This window comes from Microbacterium sp. JZ37 (assembly GCF_035188445.1).
Taxonomy (GTDB): Bacteria; Actinomycetota; Actinomycetes; order Actinomycetales; family Microbacteriaceae; genus Microbacterium; species Microbacterium barkeri.
Genome location: NZ_CP045253.1, coordinates 3,186,244 through 3,207,955, shown reverse-complemented (window position 1 = coordinate 3,207,955; position 21,712 = coordinate 3,186,244). Strand labels below are relative to the sequence as shown.

Here is a 21,712-nt window from a genome sequence, read left to right as displayed (position 1 = left end):
CTAGGGGCGACGGCGGCAGCGGCGCATGGGCTTGACAGCGATGACTCGGCGGCGGTAACCGGGCCTCAGCAGTGCGCGAACACGTGCGCGGGGTCGCCGCGCGGGGTCGCGTCGCGGTCGCGGAGGGTGATCGGATGGTCGCCCGAGCGACGGGCGCACGCCCATTCGAACGCGGTCCGCGTGGTGCCGTCGCGCTCGACGGCGCCCGTGTCGTCGTACTCGATCTCGAGCACGCGGCCCGGGTAGCGATAGTCGGCGCACTCGTCATGGAGCTCGCACTCCTCGGCGACGGCGAAGTCGAAGCCGAGCTCGGGTCCGGACGTCCCGAGCTCGGCGGTGTTCTTCTGCGCGACGGCCAGCCCGAGCCGGTGCGCGAGGGGGATGACCTCCGCCATGTAGGCGAGCGCGTGGTCGAGGGTCTGCAGCCCGTGCGAGCGCTCGTGCTGATCGAGGTTGTCGGGCTCCACGGCGTCGTAGCCGTCGTCGGCGCACCCGCGCAGCCACGCCGACTGGATCTGGAGCAGCGCCTCGCGCGTGGCGGCGGTCCGGATGTCGAACAGGGCCTCGTTCCACTCCTCGTCGACCACGAGAGCGCCGTCCGCATCGCGCAGCAGCAGCTCGGGGTGAACGGCGTCCCACCACGCGGTCGTCCCCTCGAGGGCGGGGTCGGGCCCCGACGCGGGGTCCGGCTGGGTCTGGAAGAGGTTGACGTAGCAGACGCCGTAGGCCCCGTCCGCGGGCGCCTCGGTGCGGTCGCGCACGACGATCGTCACCTCCGGGGCGGGCGCGTACGCGCCGCCGAGCTGGTAGTCGAGCACGCCGTCCCGAGGGGGAAGGCGGATGCCGTCGTCGGCCGCCGCGCATCCCGCGACGAGCGCGGCGGCCGCGAGCAGCGCGGCGGCTCCGCCGGTCCGCCGCATCAGGCGGGCGGGAGCCGGAGGATGTTCGACTCCCCGACCTCGAGGTCGTCCGAGAGGCGGATGGTCCGGGCCAGGTCCTCGATCGCCGGCAGCAGCGTGCGGAAGCGCTCGCGGTCGGGCGATGCCGCCTGCAGCGTGACGAGCTGCGTGCCGGTGTCCCACGTGTAGGTCGCCGAGAGGAGGGAGCGCTCGCCCTGCGGCATGTCGATGACGAGCTTCTCGCCCTGCCCGAGGAACGGCGACCGGAAGTCCTCGGTGTCGTCGTACTCGATCGGCATCATGGCGCGGGCGGTCCGCAGCTGCGCCGTGAGCTCCTGGACCTGGGCGATCGCGACGAGGAGCTCGGGGTCGTCCTTCCAGACCCACGCGAGGATGCGGCCATCCGATCGGCGCATCATCGCGCGCGCCGCGCGATTGGCGATCCACGCGAGGAATCCCGACCCGGGAGCGCCCTGCGGGAGGCCAGCGCTCCCGAGGAGCATGCGGATGGCCGCCTTCCGGTGGCGGCCGCCGCGGAGTCCGCGCCCGGTCACGGGCACCCAGCGGGTCGAGTCGGCGTCGGCGAGCAGGCGCGTCATGGGTCCAGGGTAGGGGCTCGGATAGCGTGGATGCCTGTGAACGGTCAGGTGCTCCCCGCTGTCGTCGCCGTCCTGCTCGGGGCGGTGTTCGCGGTGCTGCTGTTCGTGCCGTTCGTCGCCGTGCAGTATCGGCGGGAGGGCCGGCTCACCCTCCGGCAGCTGCTGCTGTGGGGCGCCTTCCTCGTCTACGGCCTCGCGCTGTGGACGTACACGCTGCTTCCGCTCCCTGACCCCGACGCGATCCGCTGCGCGGCGCCGCAGCTGCGGCCGTTCCAGTTCGTCGACGACATCCTCGACTACCCGGTCGGCTCGCTCTCCGCCCTGCGGCACAATCCCGCGGTCATGCAGGTCGCGCTCAACGTGCTCCTGTTCGTGCCGCTGGGGTTCTTCCTGCGCCTCATCTGGCGGCGCGGCGTGCTCGTCTCGACGCTCGTCGGGTTCGGGCTGTCGCTCGCGATCGAGATGACCCAGGTCACGGGCGTCTGGGGCATCTACCCCTGCGGGTACCGTCTGTTCGACGTCGACGACCTGCTCGCCAACACCGCGGGAGCCCTGCTCGGCGGCGCCCTGTCGCTCGCCGTGCGGCCGCTGCTCGCCCGCCGCGATGCACGGCCTGTGGCGGACGCCCCGCGCCCGGTGACGATCTGGCGGCGCCTGCTCGGCATGCTGTGCGACGCGCTCGCGGTCGCGCTGACCGGCGGTGCGGCGGGCATCGCCGTGAACGCGTGGCAGCTCTACGTCGTCGGCGTCCCCGCTGCGCAGCTGGATCCCGCCGCCCCGAACGCCGCGGCGACCGCCGTGCCCTTCGTCCTCCTGGGGGCGGTCGTCCTCGTGACGGGCGGCACGGTGGGCGACCACGCCGTCCTCGTCCGGTGGGAGGGCGGGGTCGGGCCCGCGCCGGCGGCCCGCGCGCTGCGCTATCTCGCGGGCATCGGCGGCTGGCAGCTCCTCGGCATGCTGACGTCGCCGCTCGACGCGCTGTTCGCCGTGGCGAGCATCGTCGCGCTCGTCATCGCGACCGAGCGCGGCGGACTGCCGGGCGTCGTCTCCAGGATGCGCCCGGTGGATGCGCGCGCAGGGGCTCGGGTCTAGGCGGCCCCGCTCGTCACTGCCGGCGGCGGAGGACCAGGAGCCCGGCGCCCGCGAGCACGAGCACCACGGCGCCGCCCACGATCCAGGGCACGAGGTCGTTGCCGGTGCTCGCCAGCGCGGTCGAAGCGGAGAGGAGGGTCGTCGTCACGCGCCCAGTCTGCCTCATGCCCGCCCCGAACCGGGAGCACCGCCCCCGCGGCCGTCCAGGCGGCGCCGGTAGCCTGGGCAGGTGAACGACGCCCTCGCCCGTGCCGAATCGCTCATCGACCTCACTCCGGACTACCCGGAGCCGGGCATCCTGTTCCGTGACATCTCGCCGCTGCTGGCCGACCCCGAGGCTCTCCGCGTCGCGTGCGCCGCGCTCGTCGAGCCGTTCGAGGGCCGGTTCGACATCGTCGGCGGCATCGAGGCGCGCGGGTTCCTGCTCGCGGGGTATGTCGCGGCCATCGCCGGAGTCGGTGTGCTGCCGATCCGCAAGGCCGGGAAGCTGCCCAAGCCGGCGGCCGCCGTGTCGTACGACCTCGAGTACGGGTCGGCGGCGATCGAGGCTCCGGGCGTCCTCAGGCCGGGGGAGCGCGTCCTGCTCCTCGACGATGTGCTCGCGACCGGCGGGACGCTCGCGGCCGCCCAGCAGCTCATCCGGGACCTCGGCGCCGAGGTGGCCGGGTCGGCCGTCGTGCTCGAGCTCGTCGATCTGGGCGGCCGGGCCGTCGCGGGCGACGTGCACACGCTCTTCACGGCGCACGAGTCCGCCTGACGCGGCCCCTGAGGCGCTCGTCATGAAGTGACTCCTTCACGAAACGCCCGGGCAACACCGCGTCATTAGCGTCGCGGCATGACGACCTCCTCCCGCGACGCGAACACCGTCGACTCGATCCCGCCGCTCGCGCGGCTGTTCCCTCTCGGCCTCCAGCACGTGCTCGCGATGTACGCGGGCGCCGTCGCCGTCCCGCTCATCGTCGGCGGCGCGATCGGGCTCGGCGGCGCCGACCTCGCGTACCTGATCAGCGCCGACCTCTTCGTCGCGGGCATCGCGACGATCGTGCAGTCGATCGGGTTCTGGCGGTTCGGCGTGCGCCTGCCGCTCATGCAGGGCGTCACCTTCGCCGCGGTCGGCCCCATGATCGCGATCGGAACGCAGCACGGCATCACGGCGATCTACGGCGCGACCATCGCCTGCGGCCTCTTCATGATCCTCGTCGCGCCGTTCTTCTCGCAGCTCCTGCGCTTCTTCCCGCCGCTCGTCACCGGCACCGTCATCCTCATCATCGGCCTGTCCCTCATGGACGTCGCGGCCGGGTGGGTGATCGACGGCGCGGAGGACGGCGCTGCCGACCCGCTCAACCTCGCCTTCGCGGCTGGGACCCTGCTCTTCATCGTCCTCGTCGAGCGGTTCGCTCCGCGGGCGCTCGCCCGCATCTCCGTGCTCCTGGGGCTCGTCGTCGGCACCCTCGCCGCACTCGCCGTCCCCGGGATGGTCGACTGGTCGGGCGTGGCCGACACGGCGTGGTTCGGCATCGTCACGCCGTTCCACTTCGGACTGCCGACCTTCGAGATCGCCTCGATCGTCTCGATGCTCGTCGTGGGCCTCGTCATCATGACCGAGACGACGGGCGACATGATCGCCGTCGGCGAGATCGTGGAGCGCCCTGTGGGCCGTCGTCAGCTCGCCGACGGGCTGCGCGCCGATGGGCTCGGCACCGTCATCGGCGGTGTCTTCAACACCTTCCCCTACACGGCGTTCGCCCAGAACGTGGGGCTCGTCTCGCTCACGGGCGTGCGCTCGCGCTGGGTCGCGACGATGGCGGGCGGCATCCTCGTCGTCCTCGGCCTGCTGCCGCCGGTCTCGGCGATCGTCGAGGGCGTCCCGCGGGCCGTGCTCGGCGGCGCGGGGATCGCGCTGTTCGGGATGGTCGCGGCCAGCGGCATCCGGACGCTCGCGAAGGTCCGCTTCGACAACCGCAACGTGCTCGTCGTCGCGGTCTCGGTCGGCATCGCCCTGCTGCCGACGGTCGCGCCGGAGATCTACGCGCGCTTCCCCGACGCGTTCACGCTCATCTTCGACTCGGGTATCTCCGCGGGCGCGATCGCGGCCATCCTGCTCAACCTCCTGCTGAACTCGCGCTCGGCGAAGGAGAGGTACGGCGCCGACCCGGTCGTGGGGTCGTATGACGGCGTGCGCTCGACCGCCGCGATCGCCCTCGTCTCCTCCGAGGCGGTGGGGGCCGGTCTCACCCCTGTGCGGTTCCGCGACGAGAGCGGTCAGGAGCTGCCGGCCGTCGACAAGGACGGCAACCCGGTCGACGCGCACGTCGTCGCGCCCGAAGGCGACCCCGGCCGCTGAACGGCCGCCCTCGGCGGGCGGGGCGGGCAGGGCGGGGAGGGTCTTGTCCAGGTCGCACTTCGCGTCCGTAAGGGGGCTTTTGGGGACGCGGAGTGCGACCTGGGCGAGGAGGGTCTTGTCCGGGTCGCACTTCGCGTCCGTAAGACGGCGTTTGGGGACGCGGAGTGCGACCTGGGCGGGAGAGGCGGGGGAGAAGAGGGGACGACGGACTGGAGGGAGGGGCAGACCGAGGGGCAGACCGAGGAGCGGCGTGACGTCAGATGAACGTCGGGACGTCGGCCCAGGCCGCGGGCGCGTCGTCGACGCCGTCGCGCACGACCGTCCCCTCGATGAGCCCGTAGGGGCGGTCGTCGGCGATGAACACCTCGCCCTCGTTCTCGAGGTCGAAGCGCGCGAGGTCGTAGAGGAAGTGGTGCCGGTTCGGCATCGCGAAGCGGATCTCCGCGAGCTCGGGCCGCGCCTCGATCGCCGCGCGCCCCATCGCGAAGAGGGTCTGCTGCAGGGCGAGCGAGTGCACGACGGCGAACCGCTCGAGGAGCACGGCCGTGACCTCCTCGTACACGCCGTTGTAGTCCACGCCCTCCGCGACCGCCTCGGGAAGGAAGCGCCAGCGCGCCGTGACCGACGTCGCCATGATGCGGTCGTCGGTCTCGGGGAGGGTCGTGAACGGCGTCCTCGGGAACCCCCGGAACTCCGATCCCGTCGACTTCAGGACGACGAGGTCCTTCACGCCGCCCAGTACGTGGGTGCCGCCATCCGCGACCTGGACGGCGGCGAGCCGCGTGCCGCGCCCCGTGCGCACGAACGCGTGATCGTGGCCGGAGCCGTCGACGACGATGCGCTCCCACACGTGCTGCTCGGCCTGCCACAGCCCTCCCTCGACCCAGTCGAACTCGGTCGTGAAGTGCTCGGCGAGGAGGGAGAGGAAGCGCTCGGGCGAGCCCACGCCGTGCGTCTTCGCGAATGCGAACACCGTGTTCTTCTGCGTGTCGGTGGCGATGACCTTCGCGTTGTCGCCGGTCAGGAACGAGTCGGCGAACGCCTCGCCGCGCAGCTGCGAGGTGACCGTGAGGTCCTCGATCTCGTGCCGGGCGGTGTCCCGCGTGATCCGCACGAGGCGGTTCTCGGCCTTGCCGTACTTGTGCGGTCCCAGGTGCACGGACACGTCGCTCATGGATCAGCTCCCTCGATAGGTGGAGTACGCGAACGGGCTCAGGAGGAGCGGCACGTGCGCGTGCGGCTCGCCGTCGACCCGGAAGGCGACGGCGACGGACGGATAGAACGCCTCGACGCCGCGCGCCGCGAACCACGCGCCGGTGTCGAAGACCAGCGTGTGCTCGCCCGCGCCGAGCGCTCCCAGCGCCGCGCGCCCGTCGGCGTCGGTCGCGGCCGTCGCGACGACGGCGCCCGCGGTGCGCACGGCGACGGCCATGCCGGCCGCGGGGCGTCCGCTCGCGGCATCCAGCACATGGGTCGTCAGCTCGGTCATCGGGTCTCCTCGGATGGCGCGGCGGCGGATGGCGCGGTCTCGGATGGCGCGGCGAAGGCCGCGCGGATGCGGGCGAGGGCGATCTCGAGGAGCTGCCCGCACGCCTCGCGGACCTCGGCGGCGTCGTCGTTCGCGCGCCGGCGGTCGAGCTCGCCGAGCATCTCGACGGGGGAGCGGCCCGCGGCGCGGATGAGGAACACCCGGCCGAAGCGCGCCTCGTAGGCCGCGTTGCCCTCGGCCATCCGCGCGGCGACCTCGGCGTCGGCGTCGGCCATGGCCGCCTGCTCGCGCCGGGAGGCGGCCGCCTCCGCGCTGTCTCCCGTCGGACGATCGCCGATCCGCGGATGGTGCGCGAGCGCCGCGTCGAGCTCGCGCTCGCCCCAGGCCGCGGCCTCCTCGGCCGCCCTCGCGAGCAGCGCATCGAGCGACCCGTGCGGTCGGGACGCGACGAGCGCGTCGACCCAGCTCGGGACATCCGCCCACACCCGCGCGACCGCCGCGGCGTCGGGAGCGGGCGCGCGGTCGAAGTCCTCCAGGAGCATGCCGCCACGCTAGGGGCGGCGTATTTCGGCGCGGTAACGCGGGGCGGTTCGCTCAGTCGGCCGAGGGCGGATGGACGATGAGCCAGCGGGCGACGGCGGGTTCATCGCCCGTGTTGTGCAGGCGGTGCGGCTTGTCGCAGGGGTACCGGATGGTGTCGCCCGCGCGCAGCACGACGACCTCGTCCGAGAAGTCGATCGTGAGCTCGCCGGAGAGCACCTCGCCGACCTCGTACCCCTCGTGGCGGAAGAGCTGATCCTTCGACGACGCCGTGCTGCCGGGCGGGTAGATCGACTCGAAGTAGTCGATGCCGGGGCTGTCGCCGGGAGCGAGGCGGCGGAAGACGACGCCTCCGCCGAGCTCGAGGTACGCGGCGTCCGCGGCGCGCTCGAGAGCGTACGACCCGTCGTCGGGCCCCGTGGCGACCGACCCGGAGAGCACCGTGGCGAGCGGGACGCCGAGGGCGTCGGTGATCGCGATGAGGCGCGAGACGCTCGGCTGCATGACGCCGCGTTCGATCTGCGAGACCGCGCTCGTGGAGATCCCGAGGCGCCGGGCGAGGGCGGAGACCGAGAGCCCGGTGAGCGTCCGGGCCTCGCGGAGCCGGCGCCCCACGAGGGTGCGCGGGTCGGGCGCGTCCCCGACGCCGGCAGCGGGTCCGGGGGCCGAGAGGGTCACGCCGACATGCTAGCCCGCGCCGCGAGCGAGCCGCCGTCGGGATTTACGCCGCCGAAACACGAGGGACACGGCGTGGGAAACGTGAAGGGATAACTTCACACCACGCCTCTCGTCCGGCAAGCCTCCATCGGCCGGAGCACCACCGACACCGCATCCTCCTCTCGAAAGGCACCATCGTGTCGCAGAGCAGCTCCCCCACCCGGCCGCAGGACGTCGTGGAGGCCGCGGGCCACCCCGTCGGCTCCGGCAACATGCGCCCCGGCTACGACCCCCGCCTCGCCAACGAGGACCTCGCCCCGCTGCGCCGCCAGCGCTGGACGAGCTACAACATCTTCGCGTTCTGGATGAGCGACGTGCACTCCGTCGGCGGCTACGTCACCGCCGGCTCCCTGTTCGCGCTCGGCATCGCGAGCTGGCAGGTTCTCGTCGCTCTCGTCGTCGGCATCCTCATCGTCCAGTTCTTCACGAACCTCGTCGCGAAGCCGAGCCAGCGCACGGGCGTGCCCTACCCCGTCGTCAACCGCTTCCTCTTCGGGGTCAAGGGCGCGAACATCCCGGCCATCGTCCGCGGCGTCATCGCGATCGCCTGGTACGGGGTGCAGACGTACCTCGCCGCCGAGTCCCTCACCATCGTCTTCCTCAAGTTCATCCCGGCGTCGGCCGCGCTCCTCGAGCCGAGCTTCCTCGGCCTCGACGCGCTCGGATGGATCTCGTACGCGATCCTCTGGGTCGCGCAGGCCGCCGTCTTCTGGAACGGCATGGAGGCCATCCGCCGCTTCATCGACTTCGCGGGCCCCGCCGTGTACGTCGTGATGATCGTCCTCGCGGTGTATCTCGTGAGCCAGGCGGGCTGGGAGAACATCAGCCTCGACCTCTCGAGCGGCGAGCCCCTCGACCTGTGGGCCTCGATCCCCGTCATGCTCTCCGCCATCGCGATCGTCGTGTCGTACTTCTCGGGGCCGATGCTGAACTTCGGCGACTTCGCGCGCTACGGCCGCAGCTTCCGAGCCGTGAAGCGCGGCAACCTCTGGGGCCTGCCCGTCAACTTCCTCTTCTTCTCGATCCTCACGGTGGTGACGGCGTCGGCGACCGTGCCGGTCTTCGGCGAGCTCATCACCGACCCCATCCACACGGTCGAGCGCATCGACCACTGGTTCGCCATCCTGCTCGGCGGTCTGACCTTCGTCACCGCCACGGTCGGCATCAACATCGTCGCGAACTTCATCTCGCCGGCGTTCGACTTCTCGAACGTCGCGCCCCACCGCATCTCGTGGCGGATGGGCGGGATGATCGCGGCCGTCGGGTCGGTGCTCCTCACGCCCTGGAACTGGTACGCGAACGACCAGGCCATCCACTACACGCTCGGCATCCTGTCGGCCCTCATCGGCCCGCTGTTCGGCATCCTCATCGCGGGGTACTACGTGGTGGCGCGTCAGCGGATCCGCGTCGACGACATGTACACGATGTCCGAGCAGGGCGCCTACTGGTATCGCCGCGGCTACAACCCGAACGCGCTGTGGGCGGTCGCGGGCGCGGGCGTGCCGACCATCCTCCTCGCGATCGTGCCCAAGTCCCTCGTGTTCGCCGGAGCGATCGACCCCGCGTGGGGCGCGATCGGCGATTTCACGTGGTTCATCGGGTGCGGTCTCGGCTTCGCCATCTTCACGCTGCTCGAGCGCGCCCGACCGACCGTTCCCGTGTTCGACGGCGAGACCGCCGGCGTCTCCGACGGCACGGCAGAGGACGTGCTCGAGGAGTACCCCGACACCGCGACCGCCTCGCTGGCGGTCGCGCAGGCCGAGGCCGCGCTCGCGGCCTCCGACGAAGAAGAGGACGCCCAGGTCCGCTGATGCGCATCACCCTCATCAACCCCAACACCTCCCGGGCCATGACGGCCAAGATCGCCGCCGCGGCCCGGGAGGCGGCCGCCCCCGACGTCGAGGTCGTCGCCGTGTGCCCCGCGGAGGGCGACGGCCCGGCCGCGATCGAGAGTCACCTCGACGAGGTGCACGCGGCGGCCGCGGTCGTCGACGCCATCCGGCGCGACCAGGCGGCGGGCGGCAGCGACGGCTACATCGTCGCGTGCTTCGGGGACCCCGGCCTCGACGCCGCGCGCGAGCTCGTTGACGCACCCGTCGTCGGGATCGCGGAGGCCGCTATGCACGTCGCCGCCCTCACCGGGCGGACCTTCGGGATCGTCACGACGCTCTCGCGCACGCTCGGCCGCGCCGAGGACCTCGTGCTCCGCTACGGGTTCGAGCGCGCGTGCGTCGCCGCCTACGGCACGGGCATCCCCGTCCTCGACCTCGAGGAGGCCGACCCCGCGGCCGTCGAGCGCATCGCCGCGTGGTGCGAGCGCGTCGCGTGGGAGGACCGCGCCGACGCCGTCGTGCTCGGCTGCGCAGGCATGGCCGACCTCTGCGCGCACCTGTCCGAGCGCGTGGGCGTCCCGGTCGTCGACGGCGTCGCCGCGGCGGTCGGGCTCGTCTCGGCGATGGCGCGGATGGGCGTGGGCACGAGCAAGCGCGACGAGTACGCGACGCCGCCGCACCGCGAGCCCCTGGCGCGCGACGCGGCTGTCGCGGGGAGCGTGACCGCATGAGCGGCCCCGTCTCCGCCATCGCCGCGCGGCGCGTGCTCGTGGGCGGCGCCTTCGCGGCCGCCACCGTGCGCATCGCCGACGGCCGCGTGGCCGGCGTGGAGCCGTTCGACCCCGACGCCGAGGTCGTGCTCGCCGACGCGGAGGTGCTGCTCCCTGGCCTCGTCGACAGCCACGTGCACCTCAACGAGCCGGGGCGCACCGCGTGGGAGGGCTTCGCCACCGGCACGGCGGCGGCCGCCGCGGGCGGCGTGACGACGCTCGTCGAGATGCCGCTCAACTCGGTGCCCGTCACGACGACGCCCGCCGCGCTCGCCGCGAAGCGGCGGGCCGCTGCCGGCAAGCTCGCGGTCGACGTCGCGTTCTGGGGCGGCGCCGTGCCCGAGAACCTCGGCGCCCTCGGCACTCTGCTCGACGCGGGGGTCGTCGGGGTGAAGTGCTTCCTCGCCCCGAGCGGGATCGACGAGTTCGGGCACCTCGACGCCGCTCAGCTGGAGACGGCGCTCGCCGAGCTCGCCGCGCGCGACGGCCTGCTCATCGCGCACGCCGAGCTCGAGGAGCACCTGTCCGACGCCGCGGGCCCCGTGTTCACCGATTTCGTGGCATCGCGCCCTCCTCGCGCGGAGGTCGAGGCGATCCGCCTCGTGATCGAGGCGGCCCGGCGGACCGGGGCCCGCGTGCACATCGTGCACGTCTCGGCCGCGGAGGCGCTCGACCTCGTGCGCGCGGCCCGGGCCGACGGCGTCCGCATCACCGTGGAGACGTGCCCGCACTACCTGACCCTGCGCGCCGACGAGCTGCCGGACGGCCAGGGCCGCTTCAAGTGCTGCCCGCCCATCCGAGACGGCGCGAACCAGGACGCCCTGTGGGCGGGCGTCCTCGACGGCACGATCGCGGCGATCGTGAGCGACCACTCGCCCGCGACCTTCGATCTCAAGGGCGTCGCCGACCTCGGGCTCGCGTGGGGCGGGATCGCGGGTGTGCAGACCGGGCTGTCGGCCGTGTGGACCGAGGCGCGCCGCCGGGGCCTGCCGCTCGAGGCCATCCTGCCGGCGTTCACGACCGGGCCAGCGGACCTCGTGCGCCTCGGCGACCGCGGCCGCATCGCCCCGGGGGCGCCGGCCCACCTCGTCGTGTTCGACCCCGAGGCCGAGTACGTGCTCGATGCCGCATCGCTCGCCTACCGGAACCCCATGTCGCCGTGGGAGGGCGCGCGTCTGCGCGGGATCGTCCGGGAGACCTACCTGCACGGCGAGCTCATCCACGCGCACGGCACCGGACTGCGCGCACGACGCGGGCACGAGGTGCTCGCCCCCACGACGACCGCGACCCTGACGGAGGCCAGCGCATGACCATCGACACCGCCGAGCGGAACCGGTTCGGAGCGGCCGCAGCGCCGGCGCGCTTCGCCGACATCCCGATCCTGCAGCCCGGTCGCGGCCTGCCCGACGGCGCGACGTACCTGACGTCGTCGCCCGAGACCGTGCGGTGGGGGCGGCTCCCGAGCGGCGAGGACGAGCCCGTCCTCACGATCGCGTCGGGCGAGACGATCATCGTCGACACGGTCAGCCACGAGGGGCTGCTGCCCGACCAGGGCCAGGACCCGGTCGCGTTCTTCGCGCAGCACGGCGTCCCCGCGGGCGCCGTCCTCGACGACGCGGTCGCGATCGCCGCATCGGTGCCGCGCGACCCCGTCGCCGACGGCCCGCACGTCGTCACCGGTCCCATCCGCGTGGAGGGCGCGCAGCCGGGCGACCTCCTCCGGATCACCGTCGTCGCGCTCGAGCCGCGGGTTCCGTACGGCGTCATCTCGAATCGACACGGCAAGGGGGCGCTGCCCGGCGTGCTGCCGCGCAGCGGCCGGACGGTCAGCGTCTTCGCCCCGGTCGAGGAGCGCGCAGGCCGCCTCGTCGGAGCGCTCCCCGCGACCGAGGGCGGAGCGCGCGACGTCGTCTTCCCGCTCGCGCCGTTCCTCGGCACGATGGGCGTCGCGCCGGCCGGGCCGGAGCGCGCGCATTCGGTCCCGCCCGGTGCGCACGGCGGCAACATCGACATCAACCTCCTGACGGCGGGCTCGTCGCTCTACCTCCCCGTGCAGGTCGAGGGCGCGCTCGCGTACGTGGGCGACCCCCACTTCGCGCAGGGCGACGGCGAGGTCGCGCTCACGGCGCTCGAGGCCTCGCTGCGGGCGACCCTCCGCTTCGACGTCGTGCCCGCCGCCGCGGCCGAGCGCGCCTTCGGACGCATCGCCGGCCCGCTCGTGCGCACGGCCGACCACCTCGTCCCGACGGGCCTCGACCCGGATCTCGATGCGGCGATGCGGGCGTGCACGACGGAGGCGATCGCGCTCCTGCAGGCGCGATGGGGGATGGACGAGCATCTCGCCTACGCCTACCTGTCGGCGGCGGTCGACTTCGACATCTCGCAGGTCGTCGACGTCGTGTGCGGCGTGCACGCGCGCATCCGCGAGGCCGACTTCGCCGCGATCGAGGCCGCCGATGCGTGACGCGACGGCCGTGCAGGCGCCGCCGCGGATCCCGGGCGACGAGACGGTTCCGGCCGAGCTGCTCGACGCGTTCCACGCGTACGAGCGGGCCGTGGTCGCGAACGACCTCGATGCGCTCGATGCGTGGTTCGACGACGCCCCCGACACGCTGCGCGGAGACGAGGGCGGCCTCCTCGTGGGGCACGACGCGATCAGCGCGTTCCGCGCGCAGCGGGGCGGAGTCGCGCCGCGCGCCATCGAGCGGATCGAGCACCGTCCCCTCGCCGACGGGACGGCCCTGCTCGTCTCGGTCTCGCGCTTCGACGCGGGCGGGCGAGGGCTGCAGACCCAGATCTGGCGCCGCACGGCGGCAGGATGGCGCATCGTCGCCGCGCACGTCTCCGCGCGGCCGCGGGCTTTCGACCGCGCGATCTGGCGCGAGGTCGGCGAGCCCCTCGCGCCGGCGGTGGCCGACGGCCCCCTCTCGGGCCTCTCGTTCGCGGTCAAGGACCTCTTCGCGATCGCCGGGAGCAGGATCGGCGCGGGCAATCCCGCCTACCTCGACGAGGCGCGGCCCGCCACGACGACCGCGCCCGCCGTGTCGACCCTGCTCGGCGGGGGCGCTGCGCTGCGCGGGATCGCGCGCACCGACGAGTTCGCCTACTCGATCGCGGGGGACAACGCGCACTACGGCACCCCGCCGAACGGGGCCCTCCCCGGGGCTCTCCCCGGCGGGTCGTCGAGCGGGCCCGCGTCGGCCGTCGCGCTGGGCCAGGCCGACATCGGCCTCGCGACCGACACCGCGGGCTCCATCCGCGTACCGGCGTCCTATCAGGGGCTGTGGGGCCTGCGGACCACGCACGGCCGGGTCCCGCGACGCGGCGTGCTGCCGCTCGCGCCCGCGTTCGACACGGTCGGATGGCTCACGCGCGACGGCGAGACGCTCGAGCGGGTGGCCTCGTGGTGCCTCGACGGCGACGCCGAGGCGCCGCTGCCGTGGCGCTTCCGCGTCCCCGTCGAGGCGCTCGAGCTCGTCGAGCCCGCCGTGCGCGAGGCGTTCGAGGAGCTGCTCGCGGCGCTCGGCCGCACCGCGCCGATCGAGCGCGTCTCGATCGGCGACCTCGCGGCCTGCCACGAGCGGTTCCGCACGGTCCAGGCCGCCGAGGCCTGGCGAGTGCACGGGGCGTGGCTGGACGCGCATCCCGGGGCGCTCGGCGGAGCCGTCGCCGCCCGCTTCGCCGCCGCGGCGGAGGTGACCCCGTTCGCCGAGCAGGCGGCGCGCGAGCAGCTGCGCCCGTTCGCCGCGCGCGTGCGCGCGCTCGTCGGCGACGCGGTGCTGATCCTCCCCGTCGTCCCCGGCCCCGCGCCGTCCCGCACCGCCGAGCCCGACGAGATCGACGCCATCCGCACCGCCACCCTCCGGCTCACGGCTCCCGCCGCGGTGGCGGGAGCGCCCTCGATCTCGGCTCCGCTCCTGACCGTCCCGTCCGCCCTCGGTCCTGCTCCCGTCGGGGTGGGGCTCATCGGGCGGGCCGGCTCCGACCTCTCCCTCGTCCGCCTGGCGCGGGCGCTCGCCGACGCCGTGTCGTGAGCCCGCGCCGTCCCCTCCCGACCGCCCCACTCGGAAGCAGCACATCATGACGATCACCGCCCCGCTCGACCCGCCCGCCCGCCTCCTCATGGGCCCCGGCCCCATCTCGGCGTATCCGCGCGTCCTGCGCGCGATGTCGGCGCAGCTCGTCGGGCAGTACGACCCGTTCATGACCGCGACGATGCGCGAGACGCAGCAGCTCTACCGTCGCGTGTGGGCGACGCGGAACGACGCGACGCTTCTCGTCGACGGCACCGCGCGCGCCGGCATCGAGGCGGCGCTCATGTCGCTCATCCGCCCGGGCGACCGGGTGCTCGTGCCGGTCTTCGGGCGGTTCGGGCATCTGCTCGCGGAGATCGCGGAGCGCGCGCTCGCCGAGGTGCACGTCGTCGAGGTCCCGTGGGGCCAGGTGGTGCCGACCTCGCTCATCGAGGAGGCGGTCGCGCGCGTGAAGCCGGCGGTGCTCGCGCTCGTTCAGGGGGACACCTCCACGACGATGAACCAGCCGCTCGACGAGATCGGCGCGATCTGCGAGCGGCACGGCGCGCTCTTCTACACCGACGCGACGGCCTCGCTCGGCGGGAACGCGTTCCTCGCCGACGCCTGGGGGGTCGACGCCGCCACCGCGGGGCTCCAGAAGTGCCTCGGCGGGCCCAGCGGCTCGGCGCCGCTCACGCTCTCGGAGCGCGCCGTGTCGGTCATCCGCTCGCGCTCGCGCGTCGAGGCGGGCATCCGCGAGGACGCCGACGCGAGCGCCGCCGACTTCGTCCGCACGAACTACTTCGACCTCGGCATGATCCTCGACTACTGGGGGCCGCGACGCCTCAACCACCACACCGAGGCGACCTCGATGCTCTACGCGGCGCGGGAGTGCGCGGCCGTGCTCCTCGAGGAGGGGCGCGAGGCGGTGATCGAGCGGCACCGGCTGGCGGGCGCCGCGATGCTCGCGGGAGTCCGCGGTCTCGGGCTGGGCGTCTTCGGCGATGTCGCGCACCGGATGAACAACGTCGTCGCGGTCGAGGTCCCGGATGGCGTGCCGGCGGACGCCGTGCGCGAGGCGCTGCTCGACGACTTCGGCGTCGAGATCGGCACGTCGTTCGGGCCGCTGCACGGCCGGGTCTGGCGGATCGGCACGATGGGCTACAACGCGCGCAAGGACGCGGTTCTCGTCACGCTCGCGGCGCTCGAGGCGGTCCTGCGCCGCTTCGGCGTCGCCGTCGCGGCGGGCGGCGGGGTCGAGGCGGCCGGCGATGTCTTCCGCGCCGCGGTGCGCGAGGAGGTGCTCGCATGATCGCCTCGCGTCTCGCGCTCGCGCCCGAGCAGATCGCCGCGGCCGCCCGCCGCGTCATGGCGCGCTGCGACGAGCTCGCGCGGATCAGCGCCGACAGCGGAGCCATCACGCGCGTGTACCTCTCGCCCGAGCACGCGCGGGTGAACGCGCTCGCCGACGCGTGGATGCGCGAGGTCGGGATGACCACCCGGCAGGACGCCGCGGGCAATCAGCTCGGGCTCCTCCCCGCGGCCGATCGCGACGCGCCCGTGCTCATGCTCGGCTCGCATCTCGACACCGTGATCGACGCGGGGCGCTTCGACGGCATCGTCGGCGTGCTCATGGCGATCGAGGTCGTGCGCATCCTCCGGGTCGCGTCGGCGGACGGCGGGTGGCGGTCGCCGTTCCCGTTCGGGATCGAGGTGGCGGCGTTCGCCGACGAGGAGGGCACGCGCTTCGGACGCGCGCTGCTCGGGTCGTCGGCCGTCGCGGGCACCTGGGACGACGCCTGGTGGGATCTGGAGGACGCCGACGGGATCACGCTCCGCGACGCGCACCGCGCCTTCGGACTGGACGCGGCCGCCATCCGCGACGCCGCTCGCGCCCCCGGGCAGCTCGTCGGCTACCTCGAGGCGCACATCGAGCAGGGGCCCGAGCTCGATCGTCGCGACGAGCCGCTCGCCGTGGTGTCGTCGATCGCCTCGGCGCGGCGGTTCCAGGTGGTCGTCGAGGGCGAGGCCCGTCACGCGGGTGGCACGCCCTACGACATGCGGCGCGACGCCCTCCTCGGAGCCAGCGAGGCGGCGCTCGCGGTCGAGCGCATCTGCGCATCGGAGCACCACATCATCGGCACCGTCGGGCAGCTCGAGGCGTTCCCGGGGGCGGTGAACGTCATCCCCGGCGAGACGCGGATGAGCATCGACCTGCGCGGCGAGTTCGACGGCGCGCGCGACCGTGTGTGGGAGCGGATCGCCCGCGAGCTCGACGAGATCATGGGCAGGCGGCGGCTCCGCTGGCACGCGCGCGAGGTGCACAGCGCTCCCGCGCTCTTCTGCGCACCGCTCCTGCAGGACGTCGTGCGCGAGGGCATCCGCGCGAGCGTCGCGAGCGCCGAGCCGGCGTCGCTGTTCAGCCCGGCCGGGCACGACGGGATGACGCTGGGCGCGCTGACGGATGTCGGGATGCTCTTCCTGCGCAATGCGGACGGCATCAGCCACCATCCGGCCGAGTCCGTCCTCGGCGGCGACGTCGCGCTCGGCATCCGCGCGCTCGCGGAGGCCGTCGCGCACCGCGGCGCCGAGCCGAGCTGACCGGCGTCCTGCCGCGTAACACCGGCGCAACAGGCGCGCACGTCGGCGAAATCTGAGGCCCGTACTGTCGCCGAGTACTCACCCGAGAGCACCACCACCTGCAGATGGAGACCCGCATGCCCGCTTCATCCCTTCGTGCCCGGCTCGGCGCATCCGCCGCGGTCGTCGCCCTGTCATCGCTCGTGCTCGCCGGATGCGCGGGCGAGCCCGCCGGCGGCGCCGCCGGCGACGACGAGAGCTTCGGCGAGATCTCGCTGCAGCTCAGCTGGATCCTCAACGAGGAGTTCGCGGGCGAGTACATCGCCGACAGCGAGGGCTACTACGAGGACGCCGGCTTCGACGCCGTGAACCTCGTGCCCGGCCCCTCGACTGGCACCGCCGAGCTGCTGAGCGGAAGCGTCGACATCGCGCTGAGCGACTCCGCCGCGGTCGGCACGGTCATCGCGAACGAGGGCGCCCCGCTCAAGATCATCGGCGCGACCTTCCAGGCCAACCCGTTCACGGTGCTCTCGCTCGCCGACGGCGGGAACATCGCCACGCCGGCCGACCTCGTCGGGAAGCGGATCGGCGTGCAGGACTCGAACACGTCGCTCTTCCAGGCGCTCCTCGCGGCCAACGGCATCGACCCCGCCGACGTCGAGGTCGTGCCGGTCCAGTACGACCCCGCGCCCCTCGTGAACGGGGAGGTCGACGGGTTCATCGCCTACCTCACGAACGAGGCCATCACGCTCGACCTCGCGGGGCTCGACACAGTCAACCTCGCCTTCGCCGACAACGGCCTGCCGTTCGTGGCGGAGACGGTCACCGTCACGGACGAGACGATCGAGACCGAGCGCGAGATGCTCAAGGCGTTCCTGGTCGCCGAGATCCGCGGCTGGACCGACGCGCTCGCCGACCCGCAGCGCGGCGCCGACCTCGCGATGGAGGAGTACGGCACCGATCTCGACCTCGACCCGGAGAAGACGCTCGCGGGCTCCGAGGCGCAGAACGCGCTGGTCGTCTCGGCGGACACCGAGGAGAGCGGCCTGTTCACGATCAGCGAGGAGCTCCAGGAGCGCACGATCGCGAGCCTTGCGGGGGCGGGCATCGACGTCACCGCCGAGGAGCTGTTCGACATGAGCCTCCTCGCCGAGGTCTACGAGGAGAACCCCGACCTCGTGGCGTACGCCGGCTGAGCGCAGCCAAGGGCCGGCCGACCCGGCCGGCCCTTCCCGGCATCCCGACAACCCAAGGAGCACACGTGACCGACACGGCCATCCCCGCGATCCCCGCATCGACGGCGGGGACCGGGCTGCAGATCACGGGGCTGAACAAGGTGTTCCGCTCGGGGCGCCGCAGCGTCGTGGCTCTGCAGGACGCCGACCTGCACACCGATCGGGGAGCGTTCCTCTCGCTCCTCGGACCGTCCGGGTGCGGCAAGTCGACCATCCTGCGGATCCTCGCGGGCCTCGAGGAGCCCACGAGCGGCACGATCCTCGTCGACGGACGCAGCCCAGAGGACCTGCGCCGCGAGAACCGGCTGGGCATCGCGTTCCAGGACGCGGCGCTGCTGCCGTGGCGCAGCGTGCAGGCCAACATCCAGCTGCCGTTCGAGGTGGCCGGCCGGCCTGTCGACAGGGACTACGTGCGCGAGCTCATCGATCTCGTCGGCCTCACCGGCTTCGAGAAGGCGCGCCCCGCGCAGCTCTCCGGCGGGATGCGCCAGCGCGTCTCGATCGCGCGCTCGCTCGTCCTGAAGCCCGACGTGCTGCTGTTCGACGAGCCCTTCGGCGCGCTCGACGACATGACGCGGCAGCGGCTCAACCTCGAGCTGCTGCGCATCTGGACCGAGAAGCCCGCGACGACGCTGCTCGTGACGCACGGCATCTCGGAGGCGATCTTCCTCAGCGACAAGGTCGCGGTGATGAGCCCTCGGCCCGGGCGCGTCAAGGCGGTCATGGACATCGACCTGCCGCGGCCGCGCACCCCCGAGCTCATGCGCACGCCCGAGTTCCACGCGTACGTCGACCAGGCATCGGAGCTCCTGTTCGGAGGGGGCGACGATGAGCGCTGACGGGGTGGGCGGCGGCTCGGGCGACGCGCTCGCGGCGGTTGCGGCCCAGGCCCCGGACGGACGCGGCGCGCGCATCGCGTGGGAGGACGTGCGCCTCCCGTCCTGGCTCGTCGGCGCGATCGGGCTGGTGGGCGTGGTCATCGCATGGTGGGTGCTCGCCGAGACCGCGCTCGCCGGCGTGGGCGCCGGCGTCCGCGCCGTCCCCACGCCGCCCGAGGTCGTGGTCGGCATCGTCTCGGCGGGATGGGACTTCTACGCGCGCAACTTCGCGGTCACCCTCGCCGAGGCCGGCATCGGGTACCTGTGGGGCAACGCCATCGCCCTCGTGCTCTCGGCCGCGGTGCTCGTCGTGCCGCGCCTCGAGGGCCTCGTGATGCAGCTCGCGATCCTGACCTACTGCATCCCGATCGTCGCGATCGGCATCGTGCTCGTCGTCATCATCCCGGTGCCCCCTGCGGGGCAGCCGGCGGGCAACGCCGTGTTCCTGGCGGCGCTGTCGGTGTTCTTCACGACCGTCGTGAGCACGCTGCTCGGCCTCAAGGCCGCCGACCGCTCCGCTCTCGACGTCGTGACCGTCTACGGCGGCTCGCGTCTGATGCAGCTGCGCAAGGTCCGCATCGTCGCGGCGCTGCCATCCGTCCTGAACGCCCTCCAGGTCGCCGTGCCGGCCGCCTTCCTCGGCGCGGTGCTCGGCGAGTTCTTCGGCAAGGTGCAGTCCGGCGTCGGGCCGGCGATGATCGCCGCCCAGCAGGGCCTCGACGCGCCGCGCGTGTGGGGCCTCGCGCTCGTGTCGGGTCTCGTCGCGCTCGCCGGATTCGCGCTCCTCGGCGCCGTCGCGCGTCTCGTCGCGCCCTGGGCGAAGGGCGCGGCATGAGCGCGGGAGGCGCCGCGGCGGGCATCCGGCGCGAGGCGCGCAGGGCCACCCTCCGCGCGCTCGGATCGAGTCTCGCGACCTTCGGCCTCACGCTCGCGGCGGTGCTCGTCCTCTGGCAGGGCCTGCTGTGGGCGACGGGCGTCTCGCCCTACGTCGGGAAGGGGCCGCTCGACGTCTGGACCTTCCTCGTCACGGCACCCGAGGCGGCGGAGAACCGTGCGCTGCTGATGGGCCAGCTCGTCACCACGCTCCAGGACGCCGCGATCGGGTTCGTCGCGGGGCTCGTCGTCGCGCTGCTCGTCGCGATCGGGTTCCAGCTGAGCCGGGGGCTCGAGCACGCGCTCATGCCGCTCGCGATGCTGCTGCGCTCGGTGCCGCTCGTGGCGATGGCGCCCGTCATCATCCTCCTGTTCGGGCGCAGCGCGGCCACCGTCGCGGTGATCGGCGGCATCGTCGTGCTGTTCCCGGCGCTCGTCAACATCGTGTTCGGGCTGCGGCAGGTCTCTCCGCAGATGAGCGACGTCATCCACGTCTACGGCGGATCGGCGTGGACGGCCCTGCGGAAGGTCGCGCTGCCGAGCGCGCTGCCCTCGCTCCTCGCCGCCGTGCGGATCTCGGTGCCGGGGGCCATCACGGGCGCGCTGCTGGCCGAGTGGCTCGCGGTGGGCGGCGGGATCGGCGGAGCCGTGGGCGCGTACAGCTCGCAGGCGCAGTTCTCCGCCCTGTGGTCGGCGGTCGTGCTCGTCACGGCCGCGGCCCTCGTGATCTACAATCTCGTGGCCGTCGTCGAGTCCGTCGTCCTCGCCCGGATGGGCATGGCGGATCGCGCCTGAGCTCGCATCGAAGGGAACCCATGACCACCGACCTCCGCGCGTTCGCGCGCGCCCTGCCGAAGGCCGAGCTGCACCTCCACCTCGAAGGGACCCTCGAGCCGGAGCTGAAGTTCGCGCTCGCCGCCCGCAACGGCATCGCGCTCGCCGAGAAGACCGTCGAGGACGTCGTCGCCAGCTACGACTTCACCGATCTGACGAGCTTCCTCGCCGTGTACTACCCCGCGATGACCGTGCTGCAGACCGCCGACGACTTCCACGATCTCGCGTGGGCGTACCTCCAGAAGGCGAGGGAGCAGGGCGTCGTCCACGTCGAGATGTTCTTCGACCCGCAGGCGCACACGAGCCGAGGGGTGCCGTTCGCCGACGTCATCGCCGGCTACCGCCGTGCGGTCGTGCGCGCGCAGGATGAGCTCGGCGTCTCGGCCGAGCTCATCCTCTGCTTCCTCCGCGACTTCACGGCGGAGCACGCGATGTCGACCCTCATGGAGGCGCTGCCCTACCGTGCCTGGATCATCGGGGTCGGACTCGATTCGGACGAGCGCGGCAACCCGCCGGCGAAGTTCGCCGAGGTGTTCGCCCGTGCGAAGGCGGAGGGCTTCTTCACGACGATGCACTGCGACATCGACCAGCCCGGCTCGATCGAGCACATCCGCCAGGTGATCGAGGAGATCGGCGTCGACCGCATCGACCACGGCACGAACATCGTCGAGGACCCGGCGCTCGTCGCCGTCGCCCGCGAGCGCGGGCTCGGCTTCACGACCTGCCCCGTATCGAACTCGTTCGTGACCGAGGAGATGAAGGCGGACGAGATCGTCCAGCTCCTGCGCGAGGGCGTGCGGGTGACGGTCAACTCCGACGATCCGGCCTATTTCGGCGGCTACGTCGCCGACAACTACGTCGCCCTCGCGGAGCACGCGGATCTCTCCGCCGCCGACCTCGCCCGGCTCGCGATCAACTCGTTCGAGGCCGCGTGGCTCACGCCCGCGCGCCGCGCGGCCTACATCGCATCGGTCGTCGACTGCGCGCAGGCGCACGGCGTGCCGCTGCCGGAGTGAG

At 73.2% G+C, this 21,712-nt stretch carries 22 protein-coding genes; 15 read left to right on the top strand and 7 right to left on the bottom strand.

Translation table 11 applies throughout. The features are described 5' to 3' along the window. Positions 1–65: 65 nt before the first annotated feature. Both GC092_RS14835 and GC092_RS14830 read right to left on the bottom strand, forming a co-directional pair. Complete coding sequence (locus GC092_RS14835) at positions 66–920, bottom strand: endo alpha-1,4 polygalactosaminidase (protein ID WP_324012944.1); 855 nt, start codon at positions 918–920, stop codon at positions 66–68. Continuing rightward, on the bottom strand, positions 920–1,498 hold the full coding sequence (locus GC092_RS14830) for a hypothetical protein (protein ID WP_271173419.1): 579 nt from the start codon (positions 1,496–1,498) through the stop codon (positions 920–922). Before GC092_RS14830 ends, GC092_RS14835 begins: the two co-directional genes overlap by 1 nt. A gap of 30 nt (positions 1,499–1,528) precedes the next feature. On the opposite strand from GC092_RS14830, the gene GC092_RS14825 reads away from it, so the two are divergent. Continuing rightward, positions 1,529–2,590 carry a VanZ family protein gene (locus GC092_RS14825; RefSeq protein WP_324012942.1) on the top strand — a complete coding sequence of 354 codons (1,062 nt, stop codon included), beginning with the start codon at positions 1,529–1,531 and terminating at the stop codon, positions 2,588–2,590. 13 nt (positions 2,591–2,603) lie between these two features. Here the strand turns inward: GC092_RS14825 and GC092_RS14820 are convergent, their stop codons facing one another. Next, positions 2,604–2,738, bottom strand: coding sequence for an LAVTG motif-containing sortase-dependent surface protein (locus GC092_RS14820; protein WP_271173421.1), 135 nt, complete (start codon positions 2,736–2,738; stop codon positions 2,604–2,606). Positions 2,739–2,819: 81 nt separating this feature from the next. Between GC092_RS14820 and GC092_RS14815 the strand changes: the two genes are divergently transcribed. Both GC092_RS14815 and GC092_RS14810 read left to right on the top strand, forming a co-directional pair. Next, positions 2,820–3,347: an adenine phosphoribosyltransferase gene (locus GC092_RS14815; RefSeq protein WP_324012938.1), complete on the top strand. Its 528-nt coding sequence runs from the start codon at positions 2,820–2,822 to the stop codon at positions 3,345–3,347. 78 nt (positions 3,348–3,425) lie between these two features. After that, positions 3,426–4,934, top strand: a complete 1,509-nt coding sequence (locus GC092_RS14810) for a nucleobase:cation symporter-2 family protein (protein WP_324012936.1) — start codon at positions 3,426–3,428, stop codon at positions 4,932–4,934. A gap of 256 nt (positions 4,935–5,190) precedes the next feature. On the opposite strand, the gene pucL is transcribed toward GC092_RS14810, so the two are convergent. The 4 genes from pucL to GC092_RS14790 are packed head-to-tail and all read right to left on the bottom strand — an operon-like array spanning position 5,191 to position 7,641. Beyond that, positions 5,191–6,108 carry a factor-independent urate hydroxylase gene (pucL, locus tag GC092_RS14805; RefSeq protein ID WP_282979269.1) on the bottom strand — a complete coding sequence of 306 codons (918 nt, stop codon included), beginning with the start codon at positions 6,106–6,108 and terminating at the stop codon, positions 5,191–5,193. Between the two features lie 3 nt (positions 6,109–6,111). Then, entirely contained in the window at positions 6,112–6,423 is a 312-nt protein-coding gene (uraH, locus tag GC092_RS14800; RefSeq protein ID WP_324012933.1) for a hydroxyisourate hydrolase, read from the bottom strand. After that, positions 6,420–6,965: a 2-oxo-4-hydroxy-4-carboxy-5-ureidoimidazoline decarboxylase gene (gene uraD / locus GC092_RS14795; RefSeq protein ID WP_324012932.1), complete on the bottom strand. Its 546-nt coding sequence runs from the start codon at positions 6,963–6,965 to the stop codon at positions 6,420–6,422. Before uraD ends, uraH begins: the two co-directional genes overlap by 4 nt. Positions 6,966–7,017: 52 nt before the next feature. After that, complete coding sequence (locus tag GC092_RS14790) at positions 7,018–7,641, bottom strand: type II toxin-antitoxin system RelB family anti-toxin (RefSeq protein WP_324012930.1); 624 nt, start codon at positions 7,639–7,641, stop codon at positions 7,018–7,020. Positions 7,642–7,817: 176 nt separating this feature from the next. On the opposite strand from GC092_RS14790, the gene GC092_RS14785 reads away from it, so the two are divergent. The 12 genes from GC092_RS14785 (at position 7,818) to add (ending at position 21,711) form a co-directional block, all read left to right on the top strand. Continuing rightward, positions 7,818–9,491 carry an NCS1 family nucleobase:cation symporter-1 gene (locus tag GC092_RS14785; RefSeq protein WP_282979273.1) on the top strand — a complete coding sequence of 558 codons (1,674 nt, stop codon included), beginning with the start codon at positions 7,818–7,820 and terminating at the stop codon, positions 9,489–9,491. Further along, positions 9,491–10,243 (top strand): aspartate/glutamate racemase family protein, encoded by a 753-nt coding sequence (locus GC092_RS14780; protein ID WP_324012927.1) that lies wholly within the window; start codon positions 9,491–9,493, stop codon positions 10,241–10,243. Before GC092_RS14785 ends, GC092_RS14780 begins: the two co-directional genes overlap by 1 nt. Then, positions 10,240–11,592: an allantoinase AllB gene (gene allB, locus GC092_RS14775; RefSeq protein ID WP_324012925.1), complete on the top strand. Its 1,353-nt coding sequence runs from the start codon at positions 10,240–10,242 to the stop codon at positions 11,590–11,592. The genes GC092_RS14780 and allB overlap by 4 nt, the downstream gene beginning before the upstream one ends. Further along, entirely contained in the window at positions 11,589–12,746 is a 1,158-nt protein-coding gene (locus tag GC092_RS14770) for an acetamidase/formamidase family protein (RefSeq protein ID WP_324012923.1), read from the top strand. Before allB ends, GC092_RS14770 begins: the two co-directional genes overlap by 4 nt. Continuing rightward, a complete protein-coding gene (locus GC092_RS14765) occupies positions 12,739–14,316 on the top strand; it encodes an AtzH-like domain-containing protein (RefSeq protein WP_324012922.1) in 1,578 nt (525 codons plus the stop codon). The genes GC092_RS14770 and GC092_RS14765 overlap by 8 nt, the downstream gene beginning before the upstream one ends. 46 nt (positions 14,317–14,362) lie before the next feature. Then, the gene (locus GC092_RS14760; RefSeq protein ID WP_324012919.1) at positions 14,363–15,607 is read left to right on the top strand and encodes a (S)-ureidoglycine--glyoxylate transaminase; all 1,245 of its coding nucleotides are present in this window, start codon (positions 14,363–14,365) and stop codon (positions 15,605–15,607) included. Continuing rightward, on the top strand, positions 15,604–16,896 hold the full coding sequence (locus GC092_RS14755; protein WP_324012917.1) for an allantoate amidohydrolase: 1,293 nt from the start codon (positions 15,604–15,606) through the stop codon (positions 16,894–16,896). The genes GC092_RS14760 and GC092_RS14755 overlap by 4 nt, the downstream gene beginning before the upstream one ends. Before the next feature lie 116 nt (positions 16,897–17,012). After that, the gene (locus GC092_RS14750) at positions 17,013–18,071 is read left to right on the top strand and encodes an ABC transporter substrate-binding protein (protein WP_324012916.1); all 1,059 of its coding nucleotides are present in this window, start codon (positions 17,013–17,015) and stop codon (positions 18,069–18,071) included. A gap of 65 nt (positions 18,072–18,136) precedes the next feature. Further along, complete coding sequence (locus GC092_RS14745; protein ID WP_324012915.1) at positions 18,137–18,949, top strand: ABC transporter ATP-binding protein; 813 nt, start codon at positions 18,137–18,139, stop codon at positions 18,947–18,949. After that, positions 18,939–19,823, top strand: a complete 885-nt coding sequence (locus GC092_RS14740; RefSeq protein WP_271173437.1) for an ABC transporter permease — start codon at positions 18,939–18,941, stop codon at positions 19,821–19,823. The genes GC092_RS14745 and GC092_RS14740 overlap by 11 nt, the downstream gene beginning before the upstream one ends. Further along, on the top strand, positions 19,820–20,656 hold the full coding sequence (locus tag GC092_RS14735) for an ABC transporter permease (RefSeq protein WP_324012913.1): 837 nt from the start codon (positions 19,820–19,822) through the stop codon (positions 20,654–20,656). Before GC092_RS14740 ends, GC092_RS14735 begins: the two co-directional genes overlap by 4 nt. A 20-nt stretch (positions 20,657–20,676) precedes the next feature. After that, positions 20,677–21,711 (top strand): adenosine deaminase, encoded by a 1,035-nt coding sequence (add, locus tag GC092_RS14730; RefSeq protein WP_324012911.1) that lies wholly within the window; start codon positions 20,677–20,679, stop codon positions 21,709–21,711. Position 21,712 lies beyond the last annotated feature (1 nt).